The sequence below is a fragment of the Pseudomonas oryziphila genome (assembly GCF_003940825.1).
In the GTDB taxonomy this organism is placed as follows: Bacteria; Pseudomonadota; Gammaproteobacteria; order Pseudomonadales; family Pseudomonadaceae; genus Aquipseudomonas; species Aquipseudomonas sichuanensis.
Genome location: NZ_CP034338.1, coordinates 934,099 through 953,019, shown reverse-complemented (window position 1 = coordinate 953,019; position 18,921 = coordinate 934,099). Strand labels below are relative to the sequence as shown.

Here is an 18,921-nt window from a genome sequence, read left to right as displayed (position 1 = left end):
AGGTGGGTCCGGCTGTCTTGTTTTGCTTGCAGCGGCCTCATCGCCGGCAAGCCGGCTCCCACAGAGATTACGCATGGTTTGAGGTCGTTGCAGTCGGGGTGGGAGCCGGCTTGCCAGCGAAAGGGCCGCAGGGCGGCCCCAACGGTCTTCACGCCAATGGATACTTCTGCAGATTCGCCATCATCTGCTGCAGTGCCTGAAAACTGTCCTGCGGGTGGCTCGCGCCTTCGAAATCACCGATCCGCCCCCAGTTGGCCGCCACCTGCTCCGGCGTGAAGCCCTCGCGCGGATCGAAGCCCACGCCCTGGCTGCGCTCCCAGCGCACCTTGCCCACCCAGCCACCGCCCACCTCGAACAGCTGGCCGCTGTCCTGGCATTGCTCGCTGCCGAGAAACACCACCAACGGGCTGATCAATTCGGGCTTGAGCTGCTCGAACACCTGAGGCGGGATCAGCCCCTCGGTCATGCGGGTACCGCCGGTAGGGGCGATGGCATTGACCAGGATGCCGTGCTTGCGCCCCTCGATGGCCAGGGTACGGGTCAGGCCGTACAGGCCAAGCTTGGCCATGCCGTAGTTGGCCTGGCCGAAATTGCCGTAGATGCCCGAGGTGGACGAGGTGAAGATCACCCGCCCCCAGTTTTGCCCGCGCAGGTGCGGCCAGGCGGCGTGGGTGACTTTGTAGGCGCCCTCGACATGCACCCGGTAAACCAGCTCCCAATCGCTGTCTTCCATCTTGTGGAACGTCTTGTCGCGCAGGATGCCGGCGTTGTTCACCAGCACATCGACCCGGCCAAAGCTGTCCAGGGCCTGTTCGACGATACGCGCACCATCGGTCACCGAGTCGTGGTTGGCCACCGCCGTGCCGCCGGCAGCGCGGATTTCTTCCACCACCCGGTCAGCCGCCGACACGTTGGCGCCCTCGCCGTGGCTGCTGCCACCCAGGTCGTTGACCACCACCTTCGCCCCGTGCCTGGCGAACAACAGTGCATGGGCCCGGCCCAGGCCGCCGCCAGCCCCTGTGACGATCACCACGCGATCTTGCAGACTTACCGGTTCGCTCATGCTCAAGGCTCCAGGCAGATGAAGGATGCGCGCAGTGTCGGCCAGCCCTCGCCGCCCGACAATCAAGCGCGCCCCGGCGAATGCCGGGGGATAACCCATGGCGATGATCGCCCGGTCACGACCAGGCGACTTTCTGTGGCACGTAGCTCAGCGGTTGTTCACGAAAGGCCAGGTAGTGGCGCAGCACTTGCACCGGCGCTTCGGTGTGCGGGTAGTGGCCGATGCCCTGCAATACCACGGTGTCCGGCTCGGGCACCACTTGCCGGTAGCGTTCGACCATATGCGCGCCGGACAACGGATCGACCGCACCATTGATGAAGCGCAGCCGCACGCCTTCGCGCTGCAGGGCACCGACCCAGCGCTCGCGTTGCGCCCGGCGCTCGGGCATGAAGTTGATCAGCTTGTGCAGGATGCGCTGGCCACCGTTGGCGGCGATCAGGCTCCAGCAGTCGTCCAGCGCACTTTCGCTGGGGTGGGTGCAGGGCCCGTAGACCTGGGTGACATTACGCACCAGATCGTCGCGCCCAAACGAGCGCCCCACCAGCCAGCCAAGGCGGCTGAGCAGCAGTTTCTGGATCAGCAGCACGCGGCAGCTCTCGGGGAACAGGCCGCTGTTGAGGAACACGCAGCTGGCGACCTGCAGGCGTTGCTCGTGGTGCCGGGCCAGCAGTTCCTGGGCGACACTGCCGCCATAGTCATGGGCCAGCAAGTGCACCGGCTGATCGATCTTCAGGTGCTCCAGCAGCGCCTGCTGCAGGTCGGCCTGCTCCAGCAGGCTGTAGTCGTGGTCTGCGGGCTTGGCCGAATCGCCGAAGCCGAGCATGTCGCAGGCCACTACGCGAAAGCGTTGGGTGAGCGGTACCCACAGGTAGTGCCAATCCCAGCTGGCGGTGGGGAAACCGTGTAGCAATAGCAGAGGCTCTCCTTGCCCTGCCGTCCAGTAGCGGATGCTCTGGCCCCGGAAGGTGAAACCCTGGCTCCGGGTGCGCCAGACGCACAATGGAATCTCGGCCAGAGGCATCAGGGTCGTCCCGGTATTGGTGTTTGAGTGTCGGAATAGGGCAAGGCTGCGTTCATTGCAAGTTACCTCGGCACATACATGTGCTCTCTATGTCGAGGCTCAGTCTAGAAGCCAATACGAAGGTGTTAAGTCGCCTTGGCAGCCAGCCTGATGACCGTGCGAGTCAGTGGCACGAACGGTCAGAACAACATGACCAGCAATGGCGCGGCAAACAGGTTGAGCAGCCCGGTGAGGACCATGACCAGACCGGCCACCGAGCCCTCTTCGCGGCCCACTTCCTGGGCCCGGCTCACGCCCGCGCCATGGGCGCCGACACCGAACAGCGCGCCCCGCGCCAGCGGTGTGCGCAGCGGCAGCCAGCGCAGCAGAACGCCGCCAAACACCGCCCCCAGCACGCCGGTGAACATAACGAACACTGCGGTCAGTTCCGGCACCCCCCCCAGGTCCTGGGCCACCGGCATGGCAAACGGGGTGGTGATGGAGCGCGGCAGCAACGACAGGCTGACCGACTCGTCCAGCGCCAGCAGGTGCGCCAGCCCCCAGGAACTGCCGATCGAGGCGACGCTGCCGGCCAGCATGCCCACCAGCAACGCCGGCCAGTGCCTCGCCAACAATGCCCGCTGCTGCCAGATCGGCACGGCGAAGGCCACAGTCACCGGGCCCAGCACGCCCATCAGCCAATGGGTGTTGCGCGCATATTCGGCGTAGGCGGTGTGCAGCGGCACGGCCACCGCCAGCAACAGTGCCGGCACCAGGATCAGCGGCGACAGCAGGTAGCGCCCACTGCGCCGGTACAGCCAGCGGCTGCCCACATAGGCGGCCAGGGTGAGCGCGAGCCAGAACAATGACTTGGGTTCAAGGTTCATGGCGCAACCGCCAGCGGCACACCAGCTCGACCGTCGCGGCGGTGACCACCATCACCAGCAGGGTACTCACCGCGATCACCAGCAGGATGCGCCAGCCTTCGCTGCGCAACAGGCTGCCGTAGTCCAGCAGGCTCATCAGCGCGGGGATGAAGAACAGCAGCATCTCGGCCATCAGCCATCCGGCACCCAATTGCAGGGTGGCGGGCTTGAGCAGGCCTGTGGCGAACAGCATGAGCAGCAGCGCCAGGCCCATCACCCCGCCGGGTATCGGCCAGCCCAGCCAGGTCGCGAGCTGGCCGCCGATCAAAAACAGGGCCAGCAGCACCGCCAGCTCAGCGAGCAGGCGGCAGGTTCTTTTCAGTAATGCAGGGTTCATGGGCACGGTCCTCGACAACGTGCCCAGTGTAAAAGTCGGTCGCAAAGGCCAAAAGCGAATTGTTAGACTGCTCGCCATTCCATAATGGAATTCATGGCATGGAATTCAAACAGCTGCGCAGCTTCATCGAAGTCGTTCACCGTGGTGGCTTCACCCAGGCCGCGGGCACCCTGCACGTCAGCCAGTCGGCAGTGAGCAAGCAGGTCGCCCAGCTGGAACAGGCCATCGGCCAGCCATTGCTCGAGCGCCAGGGTTCGCAGCTGCTGCTGACCGCCGCCGGGCGCATCGTGCTGGAGCGTGGCGAAGTGTTGCTGCGCCAGCGCCAGGAACTGCTCAACGAACTGGACGATCTTGGCCAGATGGCCCGTGGCGAGCTGCGCCTGGGCCTGCCGTTGCTGGGCAGTGATGCACTCTTCGCCGGGTTGTTCGCTGAGTACCGGCGGCGCTACCCGCAGATTTCGGTGCAACTGCTCGAAGGCGGCAGCCGTATGGTCGAGCAGGCGGTGAAGAGTGGCGAGCTGGAGCTGGGCGGCAGCCTGACGCCGAGCGACCCGGCGTTCGACTACCAACCCTTCTGCAATGAGCCGCTGGATGCCCTGCTGCCCGCCGAGCATGCCCTGGCGGGCCAGGCAGAAGTCGACCTGGCGCAATTGGCCGATACGCCGTTCCTGCTGTACCAACGCAGTTTCATGCTCAATGACCGCCTGCTCAGCGCCTGCCAGCAGGTGGGTTTTACCCCGAAGGAAGGCGGGCGCAGCGGCCAGGCGGACTTTCTTGCCTCGTTGGTGGCGGCGGGCCAAGGGGTGGTGTTGCTGCCGAGGGTGGTCGCGCGGGCCCTGGAGCGGCCCGGGGTGGTGCGCTTGCCATTGCGCGCGCCGGGCGACCTGAGGTGGGACATCGCCTTCATCTGGCGGCGCGGGGCGTACCTGTCACGGGCAGCGCAGGCGTGGTTGGCGTTGTTGCGCGAGCACACCTGAGCGCGCCGAGCTCAAGACCTGCACTCTGCCTGTGGGAGCGGCGGTTCGCCGCTGCGATTTACCCGCGAAGATGACAACTCGGTACCTGGCACGGGCTATGCCCGTGTTCGCGGGTGAACCCGCTCCCACAGGGTGTGGGAGCGGCGGTGCGCCGATGCGACTTGCCCCGCGACGGGGTGTCAGCCCTGAATGGCTGCGGCAAACTCCGCCAGCCACGGCTCGGCGTCGGCCTCCGGGGTCACGGTCTCGCTGGCATCCAGGCGCAGCATCGGCAGCACCTCACGCACGCCCAGCTCGCCAAACAGCTCGCGCAGCTGCTCGCCACCACCGCAGTAAGTATCGCCGTAGCTGGAGTCGCCCAGGCCGATCACGGCACCCGGCAAGCCACGCCAGGCCGCGGGCAGTACATCGCGAATGACGCTGTACAACGGCATCAGGTTGTCGGGCAGTTCGCCCATGCCGGTGGTCGAGGTCACCGCCAGCAAGGCCTGCGGGGCAAAGCCCTCGATATCCTGCAGGGTGGCACGGCCTGCATGCCAGGCTTCATGGCCGGCAGCGTTGAGCAGCGCCACCGCATGACGGGCGACTTCATCGGCGGTGCCATAGACCGAACCGGAAATAATGGCGACTTTCATCAGGTGAGGATTCCGAAACTGAGTGAAAGCGTAGGATACTAGCACCCGACAGTGGCAAAAGGCCGCCTCCCCCTAAAGTCACAGCCGCGCAAACAATCCGACCAGTGACCTGAACCAAACCCATACACTACTGTCCACCCCTTGACGTAATCGATCGTTTCCTCGAGTTCGACCATGCAAGCAGACGCCCTTCTCTCCCAGGACGAGCTGGATTTCATCCAGAACATGCAGCACTCGCCGCAGTTGAACCTGGCCGACCCCATGTCGAGCCTGCTGGTCAATGGCGACCGTCGTCTGAAGGACCTGCTCACCCGCCTGGTGGCCAATGAACAGGTCACGCTGCAGGCCAGCTTCAACAACCAGCAGCTGAGCTTCCCCCTGCAACTGGTCGAAGACGAGTTCCACGCCCTGCACCTGCAACTGGGTTCACCGGACATCTACGAAGACGGCCCCATGCTGCGCCCGTGGCGCCTGTCGCTGGCGCAACCGGCGGCATTGCTCGACGACCACCACCAGCCCAGCGACCTGTGGGTACGGGATATTTCGTTCAAGGGCGTGCTGGTGGAAATCCACGGGCAGAGCAAGGCACCGGCGCATTTCGAGCTGCACTTCGCCGCCGAGGACATCCCGCCGATCGGCCTGCACGGTGTGTTGCGCCGGCGCATCGGCCCCAGGCTGGCGGCCTACGACCTGTCGCACACGCCGGCCGAAGAGATCGAGCGCCTGCGCGAGTACATTCTTCAGGCCCACCGCCAGGCCCATCCAGAGTTGCACGCGCAAGCGAACTTCTGACGACCGCCCGCCCGTTGAAACTGACGGGTCATGATCGATCGGCGATAATCCGCGCCCGATTCTTGCAAGCATGCCTGCGCCGCCCACCACCCCGGGCCGCATGCCAAGGGGCCGGCTACCCGCCAGCCCCGTCGCCAGGAGATACACGATGTCTACCCACCCCGTCACCCTGATGGTGTCGCGCCGCGCCGCCCATGGCCGCTACCAGGACCTGCTGGCCTGGCTGCACGAAGGCGAACAGCTGGCCACCGACTTCCCCGGCTACCTGGGCTCAGGCATCCTCGCCCCGCCTGCCGAAGGCGATGACTTCCAGATCATCTTCCGCTTCACCAATGAGCAAACCCTGCACGCCTGGGAATATTCAGCCTCGCGTCGCACCTGGTTGCAGCGCGGTGACGGCCTGTTCGAACGCCCCAAAGAGAGGCGCGTCAGCGGCATCGACGACTGGTTCGGCACCAACATGGTGCAAAAACCGCCGCGCTGGAAGCAGGCCACGGCTATCTGGCTGGCGTTCTTCCCGGTCTCGTTGCTGTTCAACCTGCTGTTCGGCCACTGGCTGGCGCCGCTCGATCTGCTACCGCGGGTGTTGCTCAGCACCCTGGCCCTGACGCCGCTCATGGTGTACCTGTTCATCCCCCTGTCGACGCGCCTGCTGGCCGGCTGGCTGAACCCGCCGCCGCGCTCGGCCACAGACCGCGCCGAAGGCCTGCGCAGCCGCTGAGGCACGGGCTCGCAAGGCGGTGCAGTTCGGGTATGCTGGGGCATCACGCACGGACAGACGGCAGACCGCCCCGAACATGAACAGCCCTATCCTCATTACCGGTGCCAGCCAGCGTGTCGGGCTGGCCCTGGCGCTGGAGCTGGCCCAGGCCGGCCATACGGTGGTCAGCGCCAGCCGCAGCCTCAATGCACACGCGGCGCACCCGAACATCCAGCAGTTCCAGGCCGACCTCACCAACGCCGACGACCGCCAGGCCCTGATCGACCACCTGCACAAGCATTACGACGGCTTGCGCGCGATCATCCACAACGCCTCGCTGTGGCTCGACGACGGCCTGGACAACCTCGACACCATGTTCCGCCTGCACGTCGAGGCGCCCTACCACCTCAACCTGGCGTTGGGTGAGCTGCTGGGCAAGGTAGACAAGGCCGACATCATCCATATCTGCGACGAGACCTCTTCGCGCGGCAGCAAGAGCCATATCGGCTATGCCGCGACCAAGGCCGCGCTGCAGAACATGGTGCTGTCGTTCGCCGAAAAGTACGCGCCCACGGTGCGCGTCAACGGTATCCTGCCGGGCCTGCTGATCCTCAAAGAGGGTGGCGACGAGCACTATCGCCAGCAGACGCTGAAAAAAGCCCTGCTGGAGTTCGAACCCGGCGCCCGCCCGCTGATCGACGCCGTGCTGTTCCTGCTGCACAGCCAGTACAGCACCGGCAGCCAGGTGGTCATCAACGGTGGCCGCCATCTGAAGAACCGCATGACCTGAGAGACCGCCATGACTCCCCAACAACAGCTCGAACTCGAAGCCGCCGCGTTCCGGCGCCTGGTCGACCATCTGCAAAAACGCACCGACGTGCAGAACATCGACCTGATGAACCTCTCCGGCTTCTGCCGCAACTGCCTGTCCAAGTGGTACAAGGCCGCCGCCGACGAGCGCCAGGTCGACCTGAGCATGGATGACGCCCGTGAAGCGGTGTACGGCATGCCCTACGCCGAGTGGAAAGCCCAATACCAGAAAGAAGCCAGCGCCGAACAACAGGCGGCGTTCGAACAAGGAAAACCCCGTGACTGACCTGAACACCCTGCGCAGCAGCCTCGCCAGCGGCGAACACGTTTTCGCCGACACCCTGGCGTTCATCGCCGCGAACTACAGCTACCAGCCACAAGCCTTCGACAACGGTGATGTGCACAACGCCGCCGGGCAGAACGAAGGTTCGTGCAAGACCCTGGGCCTGGCCTTGCTGGAAGGGTTGAGCGACCAGGAAGCGCTGCTGGCGTTTGGCGAGCACTACCGTGATGTGGTGGCCACGCCCGAGGGCAGCGACCATGGCAATATCCGTGCGTTGATCAAGCATGGGCTGGCTGGGGTGAAGTTTGCCGAGCTGCCTTTGGCGCGCAAGGCTTGAGACCGCCGGGGCCGCTTTGCGGCCCTTTCGCCGGCAAGCCGGCTCCCACCCTGACCGCATAGCGCCGACACTGTGGGAGCTGGCTTGCCAGCGATTGGGCCGGTACAAGCGTCCTCAACTGACGATCTGACCGGGCACATCTACCGCCAACCGCCCCGCCTGCAACCACCCCAGCGCAATCGGCCAAAGGCTCTGGCGAAAGCGGTCATGGAAGAACGCAAAGTGGCCAATCTCCTCGACGCCGATATCCACAGGCGCCACCCGCAGGTGCTTGCGCCCGCGCTCATCCAGATAACCCAATAACCGCTCGGTGGCCGCCACCGTGCCGAACGGATCGTCGGTCAGGCTGATCGCCAAGGTCGAGGCGCTGACGTGAGCGAACGGCAAGGCTTGCAGCAACCGCCCGCTGGGCCGGTGCTCGTAGCGTGGCGTCGGCGTGCTCCAGTCGTGCACCACCCCGGCCGGCGTGTCCTCCAGCCACCCCAGGCGCTTGCCGGGAAAGTAGCCGAACACTCGGGTCAGCAATGGCATCAGCACATGCCATTTGCCATACAGCTGCCAGCGCTGGTCCGCCGCATAGTCGCGCCAGTAGGCGAACTGCGCACCCACCAGCACCGCATGCTGCACCTGCGCCGCCGAAGGCGCCAGCCCCAGCGCCCAGCCGCCGAAACTGTGCCCCACCACATGCACCGGTTGCCCCGGATGTTCGGCGCCAGCCAGTTGCAGCATGGCCTCGAAATCCAGTCGGCCCCAGTCGCTCCACGAGGCCTGGAAACCGCGCAGCGAGGCCGGGCGCGATTCACCGATGCCACGGTAGTCGTAGCTCAGGACATCGAAGCCTTGGGCGAACAGGTAGTCGGCAAAACGCGAGTAGTAACGGCAACGCACCGAAGTGGCGGCGTTGATGATCACCAGCGGGCGCTGGCTTGCGAGGGTGGCGTGGCGCCAGCGGAAACCTCCGAGGCTGTAGCCGTCGGGGGCGTTGTGGCGAAAGGCGGTGGCGGGCTGGGTAAGGCTGCTCATGGCGCGCTTCTGTGTTGTTGTGCGCCAACGCTAGCAAAAATCCTATACCTGTGCCGGCCCTTTCGCGGGTAAACCCGCTCCCACAGGATCACCACAGTTTTGAATGTTGTGGAGATCTTGTGGGAGCGGGTTTACCCGCGAAGAGGCCGGTACAGGCCTGAAGCGATTACAGCTCGATGCAGTCGAACTTCACATCGGTGGCCACGTCTTCGTCGTAGTTGACGTCAGCGCGCTCGAAACCGAACAGGTTGAGGAACTGCTTCTTGTAGCCGGCGTAGTCGGTCAGCTCGAACAGGTTCTCGGTGGTCACCTTCGGCCACATGGCACGGCAGGCGTCCTGCACATCATCACGCAGTTCCCAGTCGTCCAGACGCAGACGGCCTTCCTCGTCCAGTGCAGCCGGCGCACCGTCCTCACGGTACATGCGGTCACGGAACATACGGTCCAGCTGGTGCTGGGTACCTTCGTGGATACCCTTCTCCTGCATGATCTTGAAGACCATCGACAGGTACAGCGGCATCACCGGGATAGCCGAGCTGGCCTGGGTAACCACCGACTTCAGCACCGCAACGTTGGCACTGCCGCCGACTTTTTTGCCCAGGCGCTGGGCGGTTTCGTCCAGGTCCTGCTTGGCCTTGCCCAAGGCGCCGTCCCAGTAGATCGGCCAGGTGATGTCGGAGCCGATGTAGCTGAAGGCCACGGTACGGGCCTGAGGCGCCAGCACGCCGGCGGCGTTCAGGGCATCGATCCACAGCTCCCAGTCCTGGCCGCCCATCACGGTGACGGTATCGGCGATTTCCTGCTCGGTGGCCGGCTCGATGCTGGCCTCGATGATGGTGTCCTTGTTGGTGTCGATGGCGGTCGACTTGTACGGCTGGCCGATCGGCTTGAGCGCCGAGCGGATCACTTCACCGGTCTGCGGCAGCTTGCGCACCGGCGAGGCCAGCGAGTAGATGACCAGGTCGACCTGGCCGCCCATTTCGTTCTTGATCAGCTCGATAACCTTGGCGCGGGCTTCGTCGGAGAAGGCGTCACCGTTGATCGACTTGCTGTACAGGCCCTCGGCCTTGGCGAACTTGTCGAAGGCGGCGGCGTTGTACCAGCCGGCGGTGCCGGCCTTGGTCTCGGTGCCCGGCTTTTCGAAGAACACGCCCAGGGTGTCGGCCTTGAAGCCGAATGCCGCGGTGATGCGGGCGGCCAGGCCGTAGCCGCTGGAGGCGCCGATCACCAGGACTTTCTTCGGACCATCCTCGCGCACGCCCAGCTTGCGGGTGGCTTCGATCTGGTCACGGACGTTGAGCTCGCAGCCCTTTGGGTGAGTCGTGGTGCAGATGAAACCGCGAACCTTGGGATGAATGATGGCCAATGTCTGTACCTCGTCAGGTTTAGGCTGGGGAAGCGCCCCGGCAAAAAGGGGGCGGTTCCGTTTGATCTAGAGGGTGAGACTACCCTCGCATGTCATCCGACACATATTACGGGGTGATCGGGGTGATGCAAAACACCAGCGGCCCTATCGCGGGGCAAGCCCGCTCCCACGCTGTATGTGCAAATGCGCGAGCGGCGTGGGAGCGGGCTTGCCCCGCGATAGGGCCATCAATCCTGAGCGAGTACCACCTTCAACCACTCCAGAAACCGCCGCGCCTGCGGATCATCCTGGCTGTCGCGATGCACCAGGCAACTCCACGCCGGCCCACGCACGCGCTGGGCAGACAACGCCTGCAACTGCCCCTGCGCCACCAACCGCTGTGCCAGCAGTTGGCTGACCAGGGCAATCCCCAAGCCCTCGCCCGCCGCCTCCAGCAGCAACCCCGGGTCGGAAAAATTCAGCCCCTTGCCCTGCTGCCCGACATCCTCGCCGCCTTCGACCTGCCAGTGGCTCCAGTCCATTTCCCGCTCGCCATGCAAGGTGGTACGCCCCTGCTCGGGCAGGTCCGGGTGGCAGGCCGGGTACAGCAGGTCCTGGTGCAGCACACTGAAGCTGCATTCAGCCTGGGCGCCAATGTCATCGCGGATCGCCAGGTCGATGGTCTCGCTGGCCATGTCCGGCACTTCGAAGCTGGTGAACAGCCACAGGTCCACCTCCGGATAGCGCTGGTGAAAGTCCGCCAGGCGCGGCAGCAGCCAGTGCCGGGCGAACGCCGGGGTGGTGTTGACCACCAGCTGGTTGGGCTTGCGGTACTGGTCCAGCCGGCGGATGCCCACCGCCAGTTGCTGCAGCAAGGTCTGGGTGGTGCTGAGCAGATCATGCCCGGCATCGGTAAGGCTGACGCTGCGCCCGGTGCGGTGGAACAGCGGTTGCTCCAGGTAGCTTTCCAGGCTGCGAATCTGCTGGCTGATCGCCGACTGGGTGAGGTTCAGGGCCTCGGCGGCCTTGTGGAAACTGCCCAGGCGGGCAGCGGCTTCGAAACCGCGCAGGGCGTTGAGCGGGGGCCAGTGTTTGAGCATGCTGATAAGCCTGACTGATCAGAAATACGCTAAATCTATCGTTTGTCGCCCCCGCTTCATAGCCATAGCATTGACACCAACACCCGCGACGGCGGGCTTCGTTGATAACAATCCCTAATAGATCGGAGTTCACTATGACCCTGTCCCACGACAGCGGCTGGCGCATGCCTGCCGAATGGGCCCGCCACGCCGCCACCTGGATGATCTGGCCGCACAACCAACCACTGTGGGAATCGGGCTGGGGCGTGACCCTGGCCGACGTGCAGCGCGACTACGCCCGGGTGGCCGCCGCCATCGCCCGCTTCGAGCCGGTGAAAATGGTGGTGGACCCGTCCGCCATGGCCACCGCCCGCGAGCTGTGCGGCGCCGGCATCGAGCTGATCGAACTGGCCGTCGACGACAGCTGGTGCCGCGACAGCGGGCCAAGCTTCCTGCTGCACCCGCAGCAAGGCGTGGCCGGCCTGAGCTGGCGCTTCAACGCCTGGGGCAACAAGTCCGAACACGGCAAGGACCGCAGCCTGGCCCGGCGCATCCTCGACCAGCTCGGCCTAGAAGGCTTCAGCACCCCGCTGTGCAACGAAGGCGGCGCCATCCATGTGGACGGTGAAGGCACCCTGATCACCACCGAATCGGTGCTGCTCAACCCCAACCGCAACCCAGGCCTGAGCAAGGCCGAGTTCGAGGATTGCTTCGCCCGCCTGCTGGGCATCCGCAAGACCATCTGGCTGCCGGGTGACCCGCAGTACGTGACCGGTGACATGACCGACGGCCATGTCGACGGCGTGTGCGCCTTCGCCCGCCCCGGCGTGCTGCTGGTGGATGCCACCCATGACCAGGATTCGGTGTACGCCGAAGTGGTCCGCGAAAACCGCCGTGCGCTGGAGCTGGCCAGCGACGCCCAAGGCCGTAAGTTCGAGCTGCTCGACCTGTACGAGGCCACCGCGGCCGTGGACACCGACGCCGAAGTGTTCTGCGCCTCCTACACCAACTTCTACCTGGCCAATGGCGCGGTGATCATGCCGGCCTACGGCATCGACGCCGACCAGGCCGCCGCCGATCAGCTCGCCCATGCCTTCCCCGGCCGCGAAGTGGTGCCGGTGCGCATCGACCATATCGCCCACGGCGGTGGCGGCATCCACTGCATCACCCAGCAGCAGCCGGCCTGGCCGCTGCAAGGAGAACGCCCATGAGCACCCTGCGCATCGCCACCACCCAGATGGCCTGCAGCTGGGATGTGCCCGGCAACCTCGACCGTGCCGAGCAACTGGTACGCCAAGCCGCCGCAGATGGCGCCCAGGTGATCCTGTTGCAGGAGCTGTTCGCCACGCCGTACTTCTGCATCGAGCAGTGCCACAGCCACCAGGCCCTGGCCGAGGACTACCACGACAGCCCGCTGCTGCGCCGCTTCGCCGCCCTGGCCAAGGAGCTGGGCGTGGTGCTGCCGCTGAGCTGGTACGAGCGCGCCGGCAATGCCTTCTTCAACTCGCTGACCGTGGCCGACGCCGACGGCACGCTGCTGGGGGTGTACCGCAAGAGCCATATCCCCAACGCCATCGGTTACCAGGAGAAGGAATACTTCAGCCCCGGCGACACCGGTTTCAAGGTCTGGGACACCGCCTTCGGCCGCCTGGGCATCGGCATCTGCTGGGACCAGTGGTTCCCCGAGACCGCCCGCTGCCTGGCGCTGATGGGCGCCGAAGTGCTGCTGTTCCCCACCGCCATCGGCTCCGAGCCCGGCGCCGCCGGGCTGGATTCGCGCGATCATTGGCAAATCGCCATGCGCGGCCACGCCGCCGCCAACCTGCTGCCGGTGGTGGCCGCCAACCGGGTCGGCGAGGAAGTGGCCAAGAGTGACAGCAGCCTGTCGATGCGCTTCTACGGCTCGTCGTTCATCTGCGACCACAAGGGCGCCCTGCTCGCCGAAGCCGACCGCGCCAGCAGTGGCGTGTGGCTGCACGACCTGGACCTGGCGCAGATGCGCGAGGACCGCCTGAGCTGGGGCGTGTACCGCGACCGCCGCCCCGACCTGTACGCGCCGTTGATGACCCTCGACGGCCGCACACCAGACACCGAGAGGGCTTGAGCATGCCACGCCGTCCATCACAACTGCTGGCCATCGCCGCGCTGCTGGCCTGCGCCGGTATCGCCCAGGCCGAGCAGGACGCCTTGCGCCTGTACAACTGGGCCGACTATTTCGCCGAAGACACGCTCAAGCGCTTCACCGCCGAAACCGGTATCCCGGTGATCTACGACGTCATGGACGGCAGCGAGGTGCTGGAGGCCAAGCTGATGTCCGGGCGCAGCGGCTACGACCTGGTGTTCCCCGGCGACACCGTGGCCGAACGACTGATGCGCGCCGGCAGCCTGCAGAAACTGGACCGCAGCCAGCTGACCGCGCTGGACGACATCGACCCCAGCCTGCGCAAGTTGCACGACCAGTACCCCAAGGCCAGCCAGGCCACCGTGCCCTACACCTGGGGCACCATCGGCCTGACCATGGACGCGAAGAAGATCCGCGAGCGCATGCCCGACGCCCCGCTGAACAGCCTCGACCTGCTGTTCAAGCCAGAGCTGGCAGCCAAGTTCGCCGATTGCGGCATCTCGATGATCGACTCGCCCGACGAAGTGCTGGCCGTGGTGCTGCACTACCTGGGCCGCGAACCGCGCAGCGCCAAACGCGAAGACCTGGCCGCCGCCAGCGAACTGCTCAAGGGCATCCGCCCCTATGTGAAGAAGCTGCAGTCGCAACCGGTGACCGAGCTGGTCAACCAAAACATCTGCCTGTCGCTGGGCTACAGCGGCGACGTGATCCAGGCCCAGCGCACCGCCGAAGCCGCCGGCAAGGCCATCGACTTCCAGTACCGGGTGCCCCGCGAAGGCACCACGGTGTGGATGGACACCATGGCCATCCCTGCCGACGCCAAGCACCCCGAGTACGCCTATCGTTTCATCAACTTCGTCATGCGCCCGGAAAACATGGCCGCGATCAGCAGCACCACCGGCTACCCCACCTCCAGCGCCAAGGCGCGCCCACTGGTGGACGCCCGGCTGCGCGACAACCCCGATATCTATCTGGACGACGCCGCCTACGCCCGGCTGATCCCCGGCAAAGACATCCCCCAGGCCGACATGCGTGCGCGCATGCGCGTCTGGACCCGTTTCAAGACTGCACAGGACTGACCCCATGCCCACTCGCCGCACCTTCCTTCAACAACTGAGCGTGGTCGCAGGCGTCAGCGCCGCCGCCAGCTTCGGCCTGCCCCTGGGCAGCGCCCGTGCTGCCGAGGCCGGCCGCTGGTTCATGCCCGACGAGGGTGAAAAACAGCAGTGCGCCTATATCGCCTTCGGCGCCCAGGACGCCATCTGGAAAGACTTCACCGAAGACGTGCAGGCCGCGCTGGGCCGTATCGCCCGGGCCATCGCCGCCTACCAGCCGGTGACGGTGTTCTGCCGCGCCAGCGAACGCGATATCGCCGAGGAAGAATGCGGCAGCCATAACATCACCTATGTCGAAACCAAGCTGGACGACATCTGGATGCGTGACATCGGCGCCAACCTGGTGCTGGACGACGATGGCGCGCTGGGTGCGGTGAACTTCAACTTCAACGGTTGGGGCGGCAAGCAGCAGCACCGCTACGACGCCAAGCTGGCGGCGCGCGTGGCCAAGCTGGCCGGAGCCCAATACCAGCGCAGCGAGCTGGTGGGCGAAGGCGGCGGCATCGAGGTGGACGGCCACGGCACCGGGATCATGACCGAGAGCAGCTGGATCAACCGCAACCGCAACCCCGACTGGAGCAAGGCCGAGGTCGAAGAGGAACTGAAGGCGCGCCTGGGGCTGCGCAAGATCATCTGGCTGCCGGGCATCAAGGGCAAGGACATCACCGATGCCCACGTGGACTTTTATGCGCGCTTCGCGGCGCCCGGCGTGGTGGTGGCGAACCTGGACAACGACCCGGACTCCTACGACCACGCGGTGACCCGCAAGCACCTGGAGATTCTGCAGAACGCCACCGACGCCGATGGGCGCAAGCTGCAGGTGCATACCCTGTCGCCGCCGATGAAACCGCGCAGCAACAAGTTCAGCAAAGGCAACCCGGACTTTGCCGCGGGGTACATCAATTACTTCGTGATCAATGGCGCGGTGATCGCGCCGCAGTTTGGTGATCGCAGTGCCGATGAGAAGGCCCGGGCGTTGCTGGTGCAGTTGTATCCGGGGCGCACGGTGGTGCAGCTGGACATCGATGCGATTGCCGCGGGTGGCGGAGGCATCCACTGCGTGACCAACCAGTGCCCGGCGGTGTAGATACGCCCTTTCGCCGGCAAGCCGGCCAAACAATGAACTTGCACATCCACTGTAGGAGCGGCCTTGTGTCGCGAGAGGGCTGCGTAGCAGCCCCGCGATTTCTGCTCTTACGCGGAAATCCTGGGGCCGCGTTGCGGCCCTTTCGCGACACAAGGCCGCTCCTACAGGTCCGAGTGATTCCCCGCGATGGCCCTTCAGCCTTTCACGGCTCGTCGGAAGACCGTCGCCGCCCGGTCACCATCGACAACGGCAGGTTCTCCCTCAAGCGCACACTCTCCACCAGCGCCGCCAGCAGGTGCACGCCAACCAGCGCCAGCACCGCGTCGGCCAGCCAGCTGTGCAGCGTCTCCAGCCATTCGGCGCCCCACAGGGCATCCACCTCCAGCATCATCCAGCCGGTCACGCCCAGGCTGGCGATGCCAGTCATCATCAGCACCATCACCAGCGCGCCGATCGGCGTATGCCCCATGCGGTGAAAGCGCTCACCGCGCCAAAGCGCCAGCGCATGCACCTTCAACCGCGCCCGCGTGGGCCAGAAGTCCGTCCAGCGGGCGCTGCGCGGCCCGACAAAACCCCAGCCAATGCGCAACACCAGGCAGGCACCGGCGTAGTAGCCCAGCCACTGGTGCCAGTCGTCACCGGCCTCGTTGAAGAAGTAATCGGCAAAGAACACCAGCGCCAGGGACCAGTGGCACAACCTCAGCAACGGGTCCCACAGGCGCACGCTGGCGGTCACTCATGCACCTCGCTCTTGACCGCCTTGCCGGTGACCGGGTCGTGGTAGATCTCGACCTTGCGCCCATCCTTGTCGAAACCGTAGATCTCGTAGCAGTTGCCCTTGGTGATCTGGAACTTGTTGATCTTGTAGCCCTGCTCCTTGAGCTGGGCCTGGAACTTGTCGGCATCCTGCCAGGTGCTGCGGTCGGCCGTGGTGCATTCGGTCTTGGCAAAGGTGTTGGCGCTGGCGAGCAGCAGGGTGATGGCAATCACTGAGTAGCGCATGGCAAGAAGCTCCGCTCTGGTGGTTGGTAAACGCTCCCCCCGAAGCTGACGCCAAGCTTAGTTGCGGCGCCGCGCAGGCGTGGCCCGCCGCCGTTTATTCATTTGAATTTCGGATCAATGGCAAAGAAAAACAAACTTCCCAAATCAGCGCCCGGCAGGGATGCTGTGGCGATCATGAGCGTACCCCGGAGAACAACAATGAACGAAGTCGTCATTGTCGCCGCCACCCGCACTGCCATCGGCAGTTTCCAGGGGGCGCTGGCCAACCTGTCCGCCGTCGAACTGGGCGCTGCGGTGATCCGCCAGTTGTTGGCCCAGACCCAGCTGGACCCGGCCCAGGTCGACGAAGTGATCCTCGGCCAGGTGCTCACCGCCGGCGCCGGGCAGAACCCCGCCCGCCAGGCCGCGGTCAAGGCCGGCCTGCCCTATGAAGTGCCGGCACTGACCCTGAACAAAGTCTGCGGCTCGGGCCTCAAGGCCCTGCACCTGGCCGCCCAGGCCATCCGCTGCGGCGATGCTGAAGTGGTGATCGCCGGCGGCCAGGAGAACATGAGCCTGGCGCCCTACGTGCTGCCCTCGGCCCGCACCGGCCAACGCATGGGCCATGGCCAACTGGTCGACAGCATGATCACCGACGGCCTGTGGGATGCCTTCAACGACTACCACATGGGCATCACCGCCGAGAACCTGGTGGACAAGTACGGCCTCACCCGCGAGCAGCAGGACGCCTTCGCCGCCGAGTCGCAGCGCAAGGCCGCGGCCGCCATCGAGGCCGGGCGCTTCAAGGATGAGATCACCCCGATCCAGATCCCGCAGAAAAAAGGCGAGCCGCTGGTGTTCGACACCGACGAGCAACCCCGCGCCGGCACTACCGCCGAGTCCCTCGGCAAGCTGCGCGCCGCGTTCAAGAAAGACGGCAGCGTCACCGCCGGCAACGCCTCCAGCCTCAACGACGGCGCCGCCGCGGTGCTGCTGATGAGCGCCAGCAAAGCCAAGGCCCTGGGCCTGCCGGTGCTGGCCAAAATTGCTGCCTACGCCAGTGCCGGCGTGGACCCGGCGATCATGGGCATCGGCCCGGTGTCGGCCACCCAGCGCTGCCTGGCTAAGGCCGGCTGGCAGCTGGGCGAGCTGGACCTGATCGAGGCCAACGAAGCCTTTGCCGCCCAGGCGCTGGCGGTGGGCAAGCAGCTGGAGTGGGATGCGGCCAAGGTCAACGTCAATGGCGGCGCCATTGCCCTGGGCCACCCGATCGGTGCGTCGGGCTGCCGGGTACTGGTGACCTTGCTGCATGAAATGATCAAGCGCGATGCCAAGAAAGGCCTGGCCACCCTGTGTATCGGTGGTGGGCAGGGTGTGGCGCTGGCGATCGAGCGGTAAGCCCGCCTATTGGCGCCTTGTACGTCCACTGTAGGAGCGGCCTTGTGTCGCGAAAGGGCTGCGCAGCAGCCCCGCGATTTCTGCTCTCACGCTGAAATCCTGGGGCCGCGTTGCGGCCCTTTCGCGACACAAGGCCGCTCCTACAGACAAGCAGCGCACATCGCCATTCAGAAGCGCTCGTCGCGCAGCGCCGGCAAGGTGATGTCACGCACATAGCTGGCGGCGGACAGGCTCAGCATCATCCGGCATACCTGCACCACATCGTGCAGCGGGATCAGCGAACCTTCACCGCGCTGCTCGGCCTGGGCCAGCGGCACATCCAGCCCGTCCTCTGTATTGAGGTAGCCCAGGTTCAGGCAACTCACCCCCAACCCCTGCTCGCGGAAGCCTTCGCGCAAGGTTTCGGCAATACCGCGCAAGCCAAACTTGCTGGCACCGAAGGTGACCTCCGGCCGCCCACTCCCCGGCAACGCCGAGGTCGACCCCGTGAGGATGATCCGTGGCCGCGCGCTGTTAAGCAGCACCGGCAACAAACGTTTGATCAACAGCAACGGCGCCGTGAGGTTGGTGGCGACCATGCGTTCGATCTGCCCGTCGTCATCGTCGAGGAAGCTGTAGCCGTCCTCGAACGCCAGCGTTTCCCAGATCCCGACGTTGTACACCAATACGTCCAGCCCCTCCCCGGCGACCGCCTCGTGGATCGCCGCCGCAGCCTGGCGCGGCTGGCCGAGGTCGGCCTCGATCCAGCGTACCGCCGCCGGCAGCGCTTCAGGCCGTGTACGCGACACGCCGATCAGCGTATCGCCCGCCTGGCCCAGGCCCTCGACCAGTGCCTTGCCCAATCCCTTGCTCGCACCCACCACTAGAATTCGCATCGAATCACTCCCTATGGTTTGCGCCAGATAGTACCC

22 protein-coding genes are annotated in these 18,921 nt (G+C 65.5%); 11 read left to right on the top strand and 11 right to left on the bottom strand.

Annotation, left to right across the window (positions count from 1 at the left end; genetic code table 11):
- Positions 1-148 precede the first annotated feature (148 nt).
- The 4 genes from EJA05_RS04565 to EJA05_RS04550 form a co-directional block, all read right to left on the bottom strand.
- Entirely contained in the window at positions 149-1,063 is a 915-nt protein-coding gene (locus EJA05_RS04565) for an SDR family oxidoreductase (protein ID WP_125857482.1), read from the bottom strand.
- A 115-nt stretch (positions 1,064-1,178) separates the two neighbouring features.
- Positions 1,179-2,084, bottom strand: a complete 906-nt coding sequence (locus tag EJA05_RS04560; RefSeq protein ID WP_125857481.1) for an alpha/beta fold hydrolase — start codon at positions 2,082-2,084, stop codon at positions 1,179-1,181.
- A 179-nt stretch (positions 2,085-2,263) separates the two neighbouring features.
- Positions 2,264-2,950 (bottom strand): LrgB family protein, encoded by a 687-nt coding sequence (locus EJA05_RS04555; protein ID WP_110991708.1) that lies wholly within the window; start codon positions 2,948-2,950, stop codon positions 2,264-2,266.
- Positions 2,940-3,326, bottom strand: coding sequence for a CidA/LrgA family protein (locus tag EJA05_RS04550; RefSeq protein ID WP_125462628.1), 387 nt, complete (start codon positions 3,324-3,326; stop codon positions 2,940-2,942). The genes EJA05_RS04555 and EJA05_RS04550 overlap by 11 nt, the downstream gene beginning before the upstream one ends.
- Before the next feature lie 98 nt (positions 3,327-3,424).
- Here EJA05_RS04550 and EJA05_RS04545 point away from each other — a divergent pair, with 98 nt between their 5' ends.
- Positions 3,425-4,303 carry a LysR family transcriptional regulator gene (locus EJA05_RS04545; protein ID WP_125857480.1) on the top strand — a complete coding sequence of 293 codons (879 nt, stop codon included), beginning with the start codon at positions 3,425-3,427 and terminating at the stop codon, positions 4,301-4,303.
- Between the two features lie 179 nt (positions 4,304-4,482).
- Here EJA05_RS04545 and EJA05_RS04535 read toward each other — a convergent pair whose 3' ends face one another.
- Positions 4,483-4,938, bottom strand: a complete 456-nt coding sequence (locus EJA05_RS04535; protein ID WP_125857479.1) for a flavodoxin — start codon at positions 4,936-4,938, stop codon at positions 4,483-4,485.
- A 174-nt stretch (positions 4,939-5,112) separates the two neighbouring features.
- Here EJA05_RS04535 and EJA05_RS04530 point away from each other — a divergent pair, with 174 nt between their 5' ends.
- The 5 genes from EJA05_RS04530 to EJA05_RS04510 all read left to right on the top strand — a co-directional run bounded on the left by EJA05_RS04530 (position 5,113) and on the right by EJA05_RS04510 (position 7,860).
- Entirely contained in the window at positions 5,113-5,730 is a 618-nt protein-coding gene (locus EJA05_RS04530; protein ID WP_125857478.1) for a hypothetical protein, read from the top strand.
- 148 nt (positions 5,731-5,878) lie between these two features.
- A complete protein-coding gene (locus tag EJA05_RS04525) occupies positions 5,879-6,451 on the top strand; it encodes an antibiotic biosynthesis monooxygenase (protein WP_125857477.1) in 573 nt (190 codons plus the stop codon).
- A gap of 76 nt (positions 6,452-6,527) precedes the next feature.
- Positions 6,528-7,220: a dihydromonapterin reductase gene (gene folM / locus EJA05_RS04520; protein WP_110991714.1), complete on the top strand. Its 693-nt coding sequence runs from the start codon at positions 6,528-6,530 to the stop codon at positions 7,218-7,220.
- Between the two features lie 9 nt (positions 7,221-7,229).
- Positions 7,230-7,526: a DUF1244 domain-containing protein gene (locus tag EJA05_RS04515; protein WP_110991715.1), complete on the top strand. Its 297-nt coding sequence runs from the start codon at positions 7,230-7,232 to the stop codon at positions 7,524-7,526.
- Positions 7,519-7,860, top strand: coding sequence for a HopJ type III effector protein (locus tag EJA05_RS04510; protein ID WP_190306034.1), 342 nt, complete (start codon positions 7,519-7,521; stop codon positions 7,858-7,860). The genes EJA05_RS04515 and EJA05_RS04510 overlap by 8 nt, the downstream gene beginning before the upstream one ends.
- A 114-nt stretch (positions 7,861-7,974) precedes the next feature.
- Here EJA05_RS04510 and EJA05_RS04505 read toward each other — a convergent pair whose 3' ends face one another.
- The 3 genes from EJA05_RS04505 to EJA05_RS04495 form a co-directional block, all read right to left on the bottom strand.
- Positions 7,975-8,883, bottom strand: a complete 909-nt coding sequence (locus EJA05_RS04505; protein ID WP_125857475.1) for an alpha/beta hydrolase family protein — start codon at positions 8,881-8,883, stop codon at positions 7,975-7,977.
- 166 nt (positions 8,884-9,049) lie between these two features.
- Entirely contained in the window at positions 9,050-10,249 is a 1,200-nt protein-coding gene (gene fabV, locus EJA05_RS04500; protein WP_110991718.1) for an enoyl-ACP reductase FabV, read from the bottom strand.
- 227 nt (positions 10,250-10,476) lie between these two features.
- Positions 10,477-11,328, bottom strand: a complete 852-nt coding sequence (locus EJA05_RS04495; RefSeq protein ID WP_125857474.1) for a LysR substrate-binding domain-containing protein — start codon at positions 11,326-11,328, stop codon at positions 10,477-10,479.
- 134 nt (positions 11,329-11,462) lie between these two features.
- Here EJA05_RS04495 and EJA05_RS04490 point away from each other — a divergent pair, with 134 nt between their 5' ends.
- From EJA05_RS04490 to EJA05_RS04475, 4 genes are read left to right on the top strand one after another with little or no spacing between them, the layout of a single operon-like run.
- Entirely contained in the window at positions 11,463-12,518 is a 1,056-nt protein-coding gene (locus tag EJA05_RS04490; RefSeq protein WP_125857473.1) for an agmatine deiminase family protein, read from the top strand.
- A complete protein-coding gene (aguB, locus tag EJA05_RS04485; protein ID WP_125857472.1) occupies positions 12,515-13,411 on the top strand; it encodes an N-carbamoylputrescine amidase in 897 nt (298 codons plus the stop codon). Before EJA05_RS04490 ends, aguB begins: the two co-directional genes overlap by 4 nt.
- Before the next feature lie 2 nt (positions 13,412-13,413).
- Positions 13,414-14,508: an extracellular solute-binding protein gene (locus EJA05_RS04480; RefSeq protein WP_125857471.1), complete on the top strand. Its 1,095-nt coding sequence runs from the start codon at positions 13,414-13,416 to the stop codon at positions 14,506-14,508.
- Positions 14,509-14,512: 4 nt separating this feature from the next.
- The gene (locus tag EJA05_RS04475) at positions 14,513-15,631 is read left to right on the top strand and encodes an agmatine deiminase family protein (RefSeq protein ID WP_125857470.1); all 1,119 of its coding nucleotides are present in this window, start codon (positions 14,513-14,515) and stop codon (positions 15,629-15,631) included.
- Positions 15,632-15,833: 202 nt separating this feature from the next.
- On the opposite strand, the gene EJA05_RS04470 is transcribed toward EJA05_RS04475, so the two are convergent.
- Complete coding sequence (locus tag EJA05_RS04470; protein WP_125857469.1) at positions 15,834-16,367, bottom strand: cytochrome b/b6 domain-containing protein; 534 nt, start codon at positions 16,365-16,367, stop codon at positions 15,834-15,836.
- Positions 16,364-16,633, bottom strand: a complete 270-nt coding sequence (locus EJA05_RS04465) for a PepSY domain-containing protein (RefSeq protein WP_125462616.1) — start codon at positions 16,631-16,633, stop codon at positions 16,364-16,366. Before EJA05_RS04465 ends, EJA05_RS04470 begins: the two co-directional genes overlap by 4 nt.
- A gap of 198 nt (positions 16,634-16,831) precedes the next feature.
- Between EJA05_RS04465 and EJA05_RS04460 the strand changes: the two genes are divergently transcribed.
- Entirely contained in the window at positions 16,832-18,010 is a 1,179-nt protein-coding gene (locus EJA05_RS04460) for an acetyl-CoA C-acetyltransferase (protein WP_125857468.1), read from the top strand.
- 167 nt (positions 18,011-18,177) lie between these two features.
- On the opposite strand, the gene EJA05_RS04455 is transcribed toward EJA05_RS04460, so the two are convergent.
- On the bottom strand, positions 18,178-18,885 hold the full coding sequence (locus tag EJA05_RS04455) for an SDR family oxidoreductase (protein WP_125462614.1): 708 nt from the start codon (positions 18,883-18,885) through the stop codon (positions 18,178-18,180).
- Positions 18,886-18,921 lie beyond the last annotated feature (36 nt).

What these genes read in the sequence shown, in the direction of transcription:
- EJA05_RS04565 (WP_125857482.1), bottom strand. Translation starts at nt 1,063, where the DNA reads ATGAGCGAACCGGTAAGTCTGCAAGATCGCGTGGTGATCGTCACAGGG.
- EJA05_RS04560 (WP_125857481.1), bottom strand. Translation starts at nt 2,084, where the DNA reads ATGCCTCTGGCCGAGATTCCATTGTGCGTCTGGCGCACCCGGAGCCAG.
- EJA05_RS04555 (WP_110991708.1), bottom strand. Translation starts at nt 2,950, where the DNA reads ATGAACCTTGAACCCAAGTCATTGTTCTGGCTCGCGCTCACCCTGGCC.
- EJA05_RS04550 (WP_125462628.1), bottom strand. Translation starts at nt 3,326, where the DNA reads ATGAACCCTGCATTACTGAAAAGAACCTGCCGCCTGCTCGCTGAGCTG.
- EJA05_RS04545 (WP_125857480.1), top strand. Translation starts at nt 3,425, where the DNA reads ATGGAATTCAAACAGCTGCGCAGCTTCATCGAAGTCGTTCACCGTGGT.
- EJA05_RS04535 (WP_125857479.1), bottom strand. Translation starts at nt 4,938, where the DNA reads ATGAAAGTCGCCATTATTTCCGGTTCGGTCTATGGCACCGCCGATGAA.
- EJA05_RS04530 (WP_125857478.1), top strand. Translation starts at nt 5,113, where the DNA reads ATGCAAGCAGACGCCCTTCTCTCCCAGGACGAGCTGGATTTCATCCAG.
- EJA05_RS04525 (WP_125857477.1), top strand. Translation starts at nt 5,879, where the DNA reads ATGTCTACCCACCCCGTCACCCTGATGGTGTCGCGCCGCGCCGCCCAT.
- folM (WP_110991714.1), top strand. Translation starts at nt 6,528, where the DNA reads ATGAACAGCCCTATCCTCATTACCGGTGCCAGCCAGCGTGTCGGGCTG.
- EJA05_RS04515 (WP_110991715.1), top strand. Translation starts at nt 7,230, where the DNA reads ATGACTCCCCAACAACAGCTCGAACTCGAAGCCGCCGCGTTCCGGCGC.
- EJA05_RS04505 (WP_125857475.1), bottom strand. Translation starts at nt 8,883, where the DNA reads ATGAGCAGCCTTACCCAGCCCGCCACCGCCTTTCGCCACAACGCCCCC.
- EJA05_RS04495 (WP_125857474.1), bottom strand. Translation starts at nt 11,328, where the DNA reads ATGCTCAAACACTGGCCCCCGCTCAACGCCCTGCGCGGTTTCGAAGCC.
- EJA05_RS04490 (WP_125857473.1), top strand. Translation starts at nt 11,463, where the DNA reads ATGACCCTGTCCCACGACAGCGGCTGGCGCATGCCTGCCGAATGGGCC.
- aguB (WP_125857472.1), top strand. Translation starts at nt 12,515, where the DNA reads ATGAGCACCCTGCGCATCGCCACCACCCAGATGGCCTGCAGCTGGGAT.
- EJA05_RS04480 (WP_125857471.1), top strand. Translation starts at nt 13,414, where the DNA reads ATGCCACGCCGTCCATCACAACTGCTGGCCATCGCCGCGCTGCTGGCC.
- EJA05_RS04475 (WP_125857470.1), top strand. Translation starts at nt 14,513, where the DNA reads ATGCCCACTCGCCGCACCTTCCTTCAACAACTGAGCGTGGTCGCAGGC.
- EJA05_RS04465 (WP_125462616.1), bottom strand. Translation starts at nt 16,633, where the DNA reads ATGCGCTACTCAGTGATTGCCATCACCCTGCTGCTCGCCAGCGCCAAC.
- EJA05_RS04460 (WP_125857468.1), top strand. Translation starts at nt 16,832, where the DNA reads ATGAACGAAGTCGTCATTGTCGCCGCCACCCGCACTGCCATCGGCAGT.
- EJA05_RS04455 (WP_125462614.1), bottom strand. Translation starts at nt 18,885, where the DNA reads ATGCGAATTCTAGTGGTGGGTGCGAGCAAGGGATTGGGCAAGGCACTG.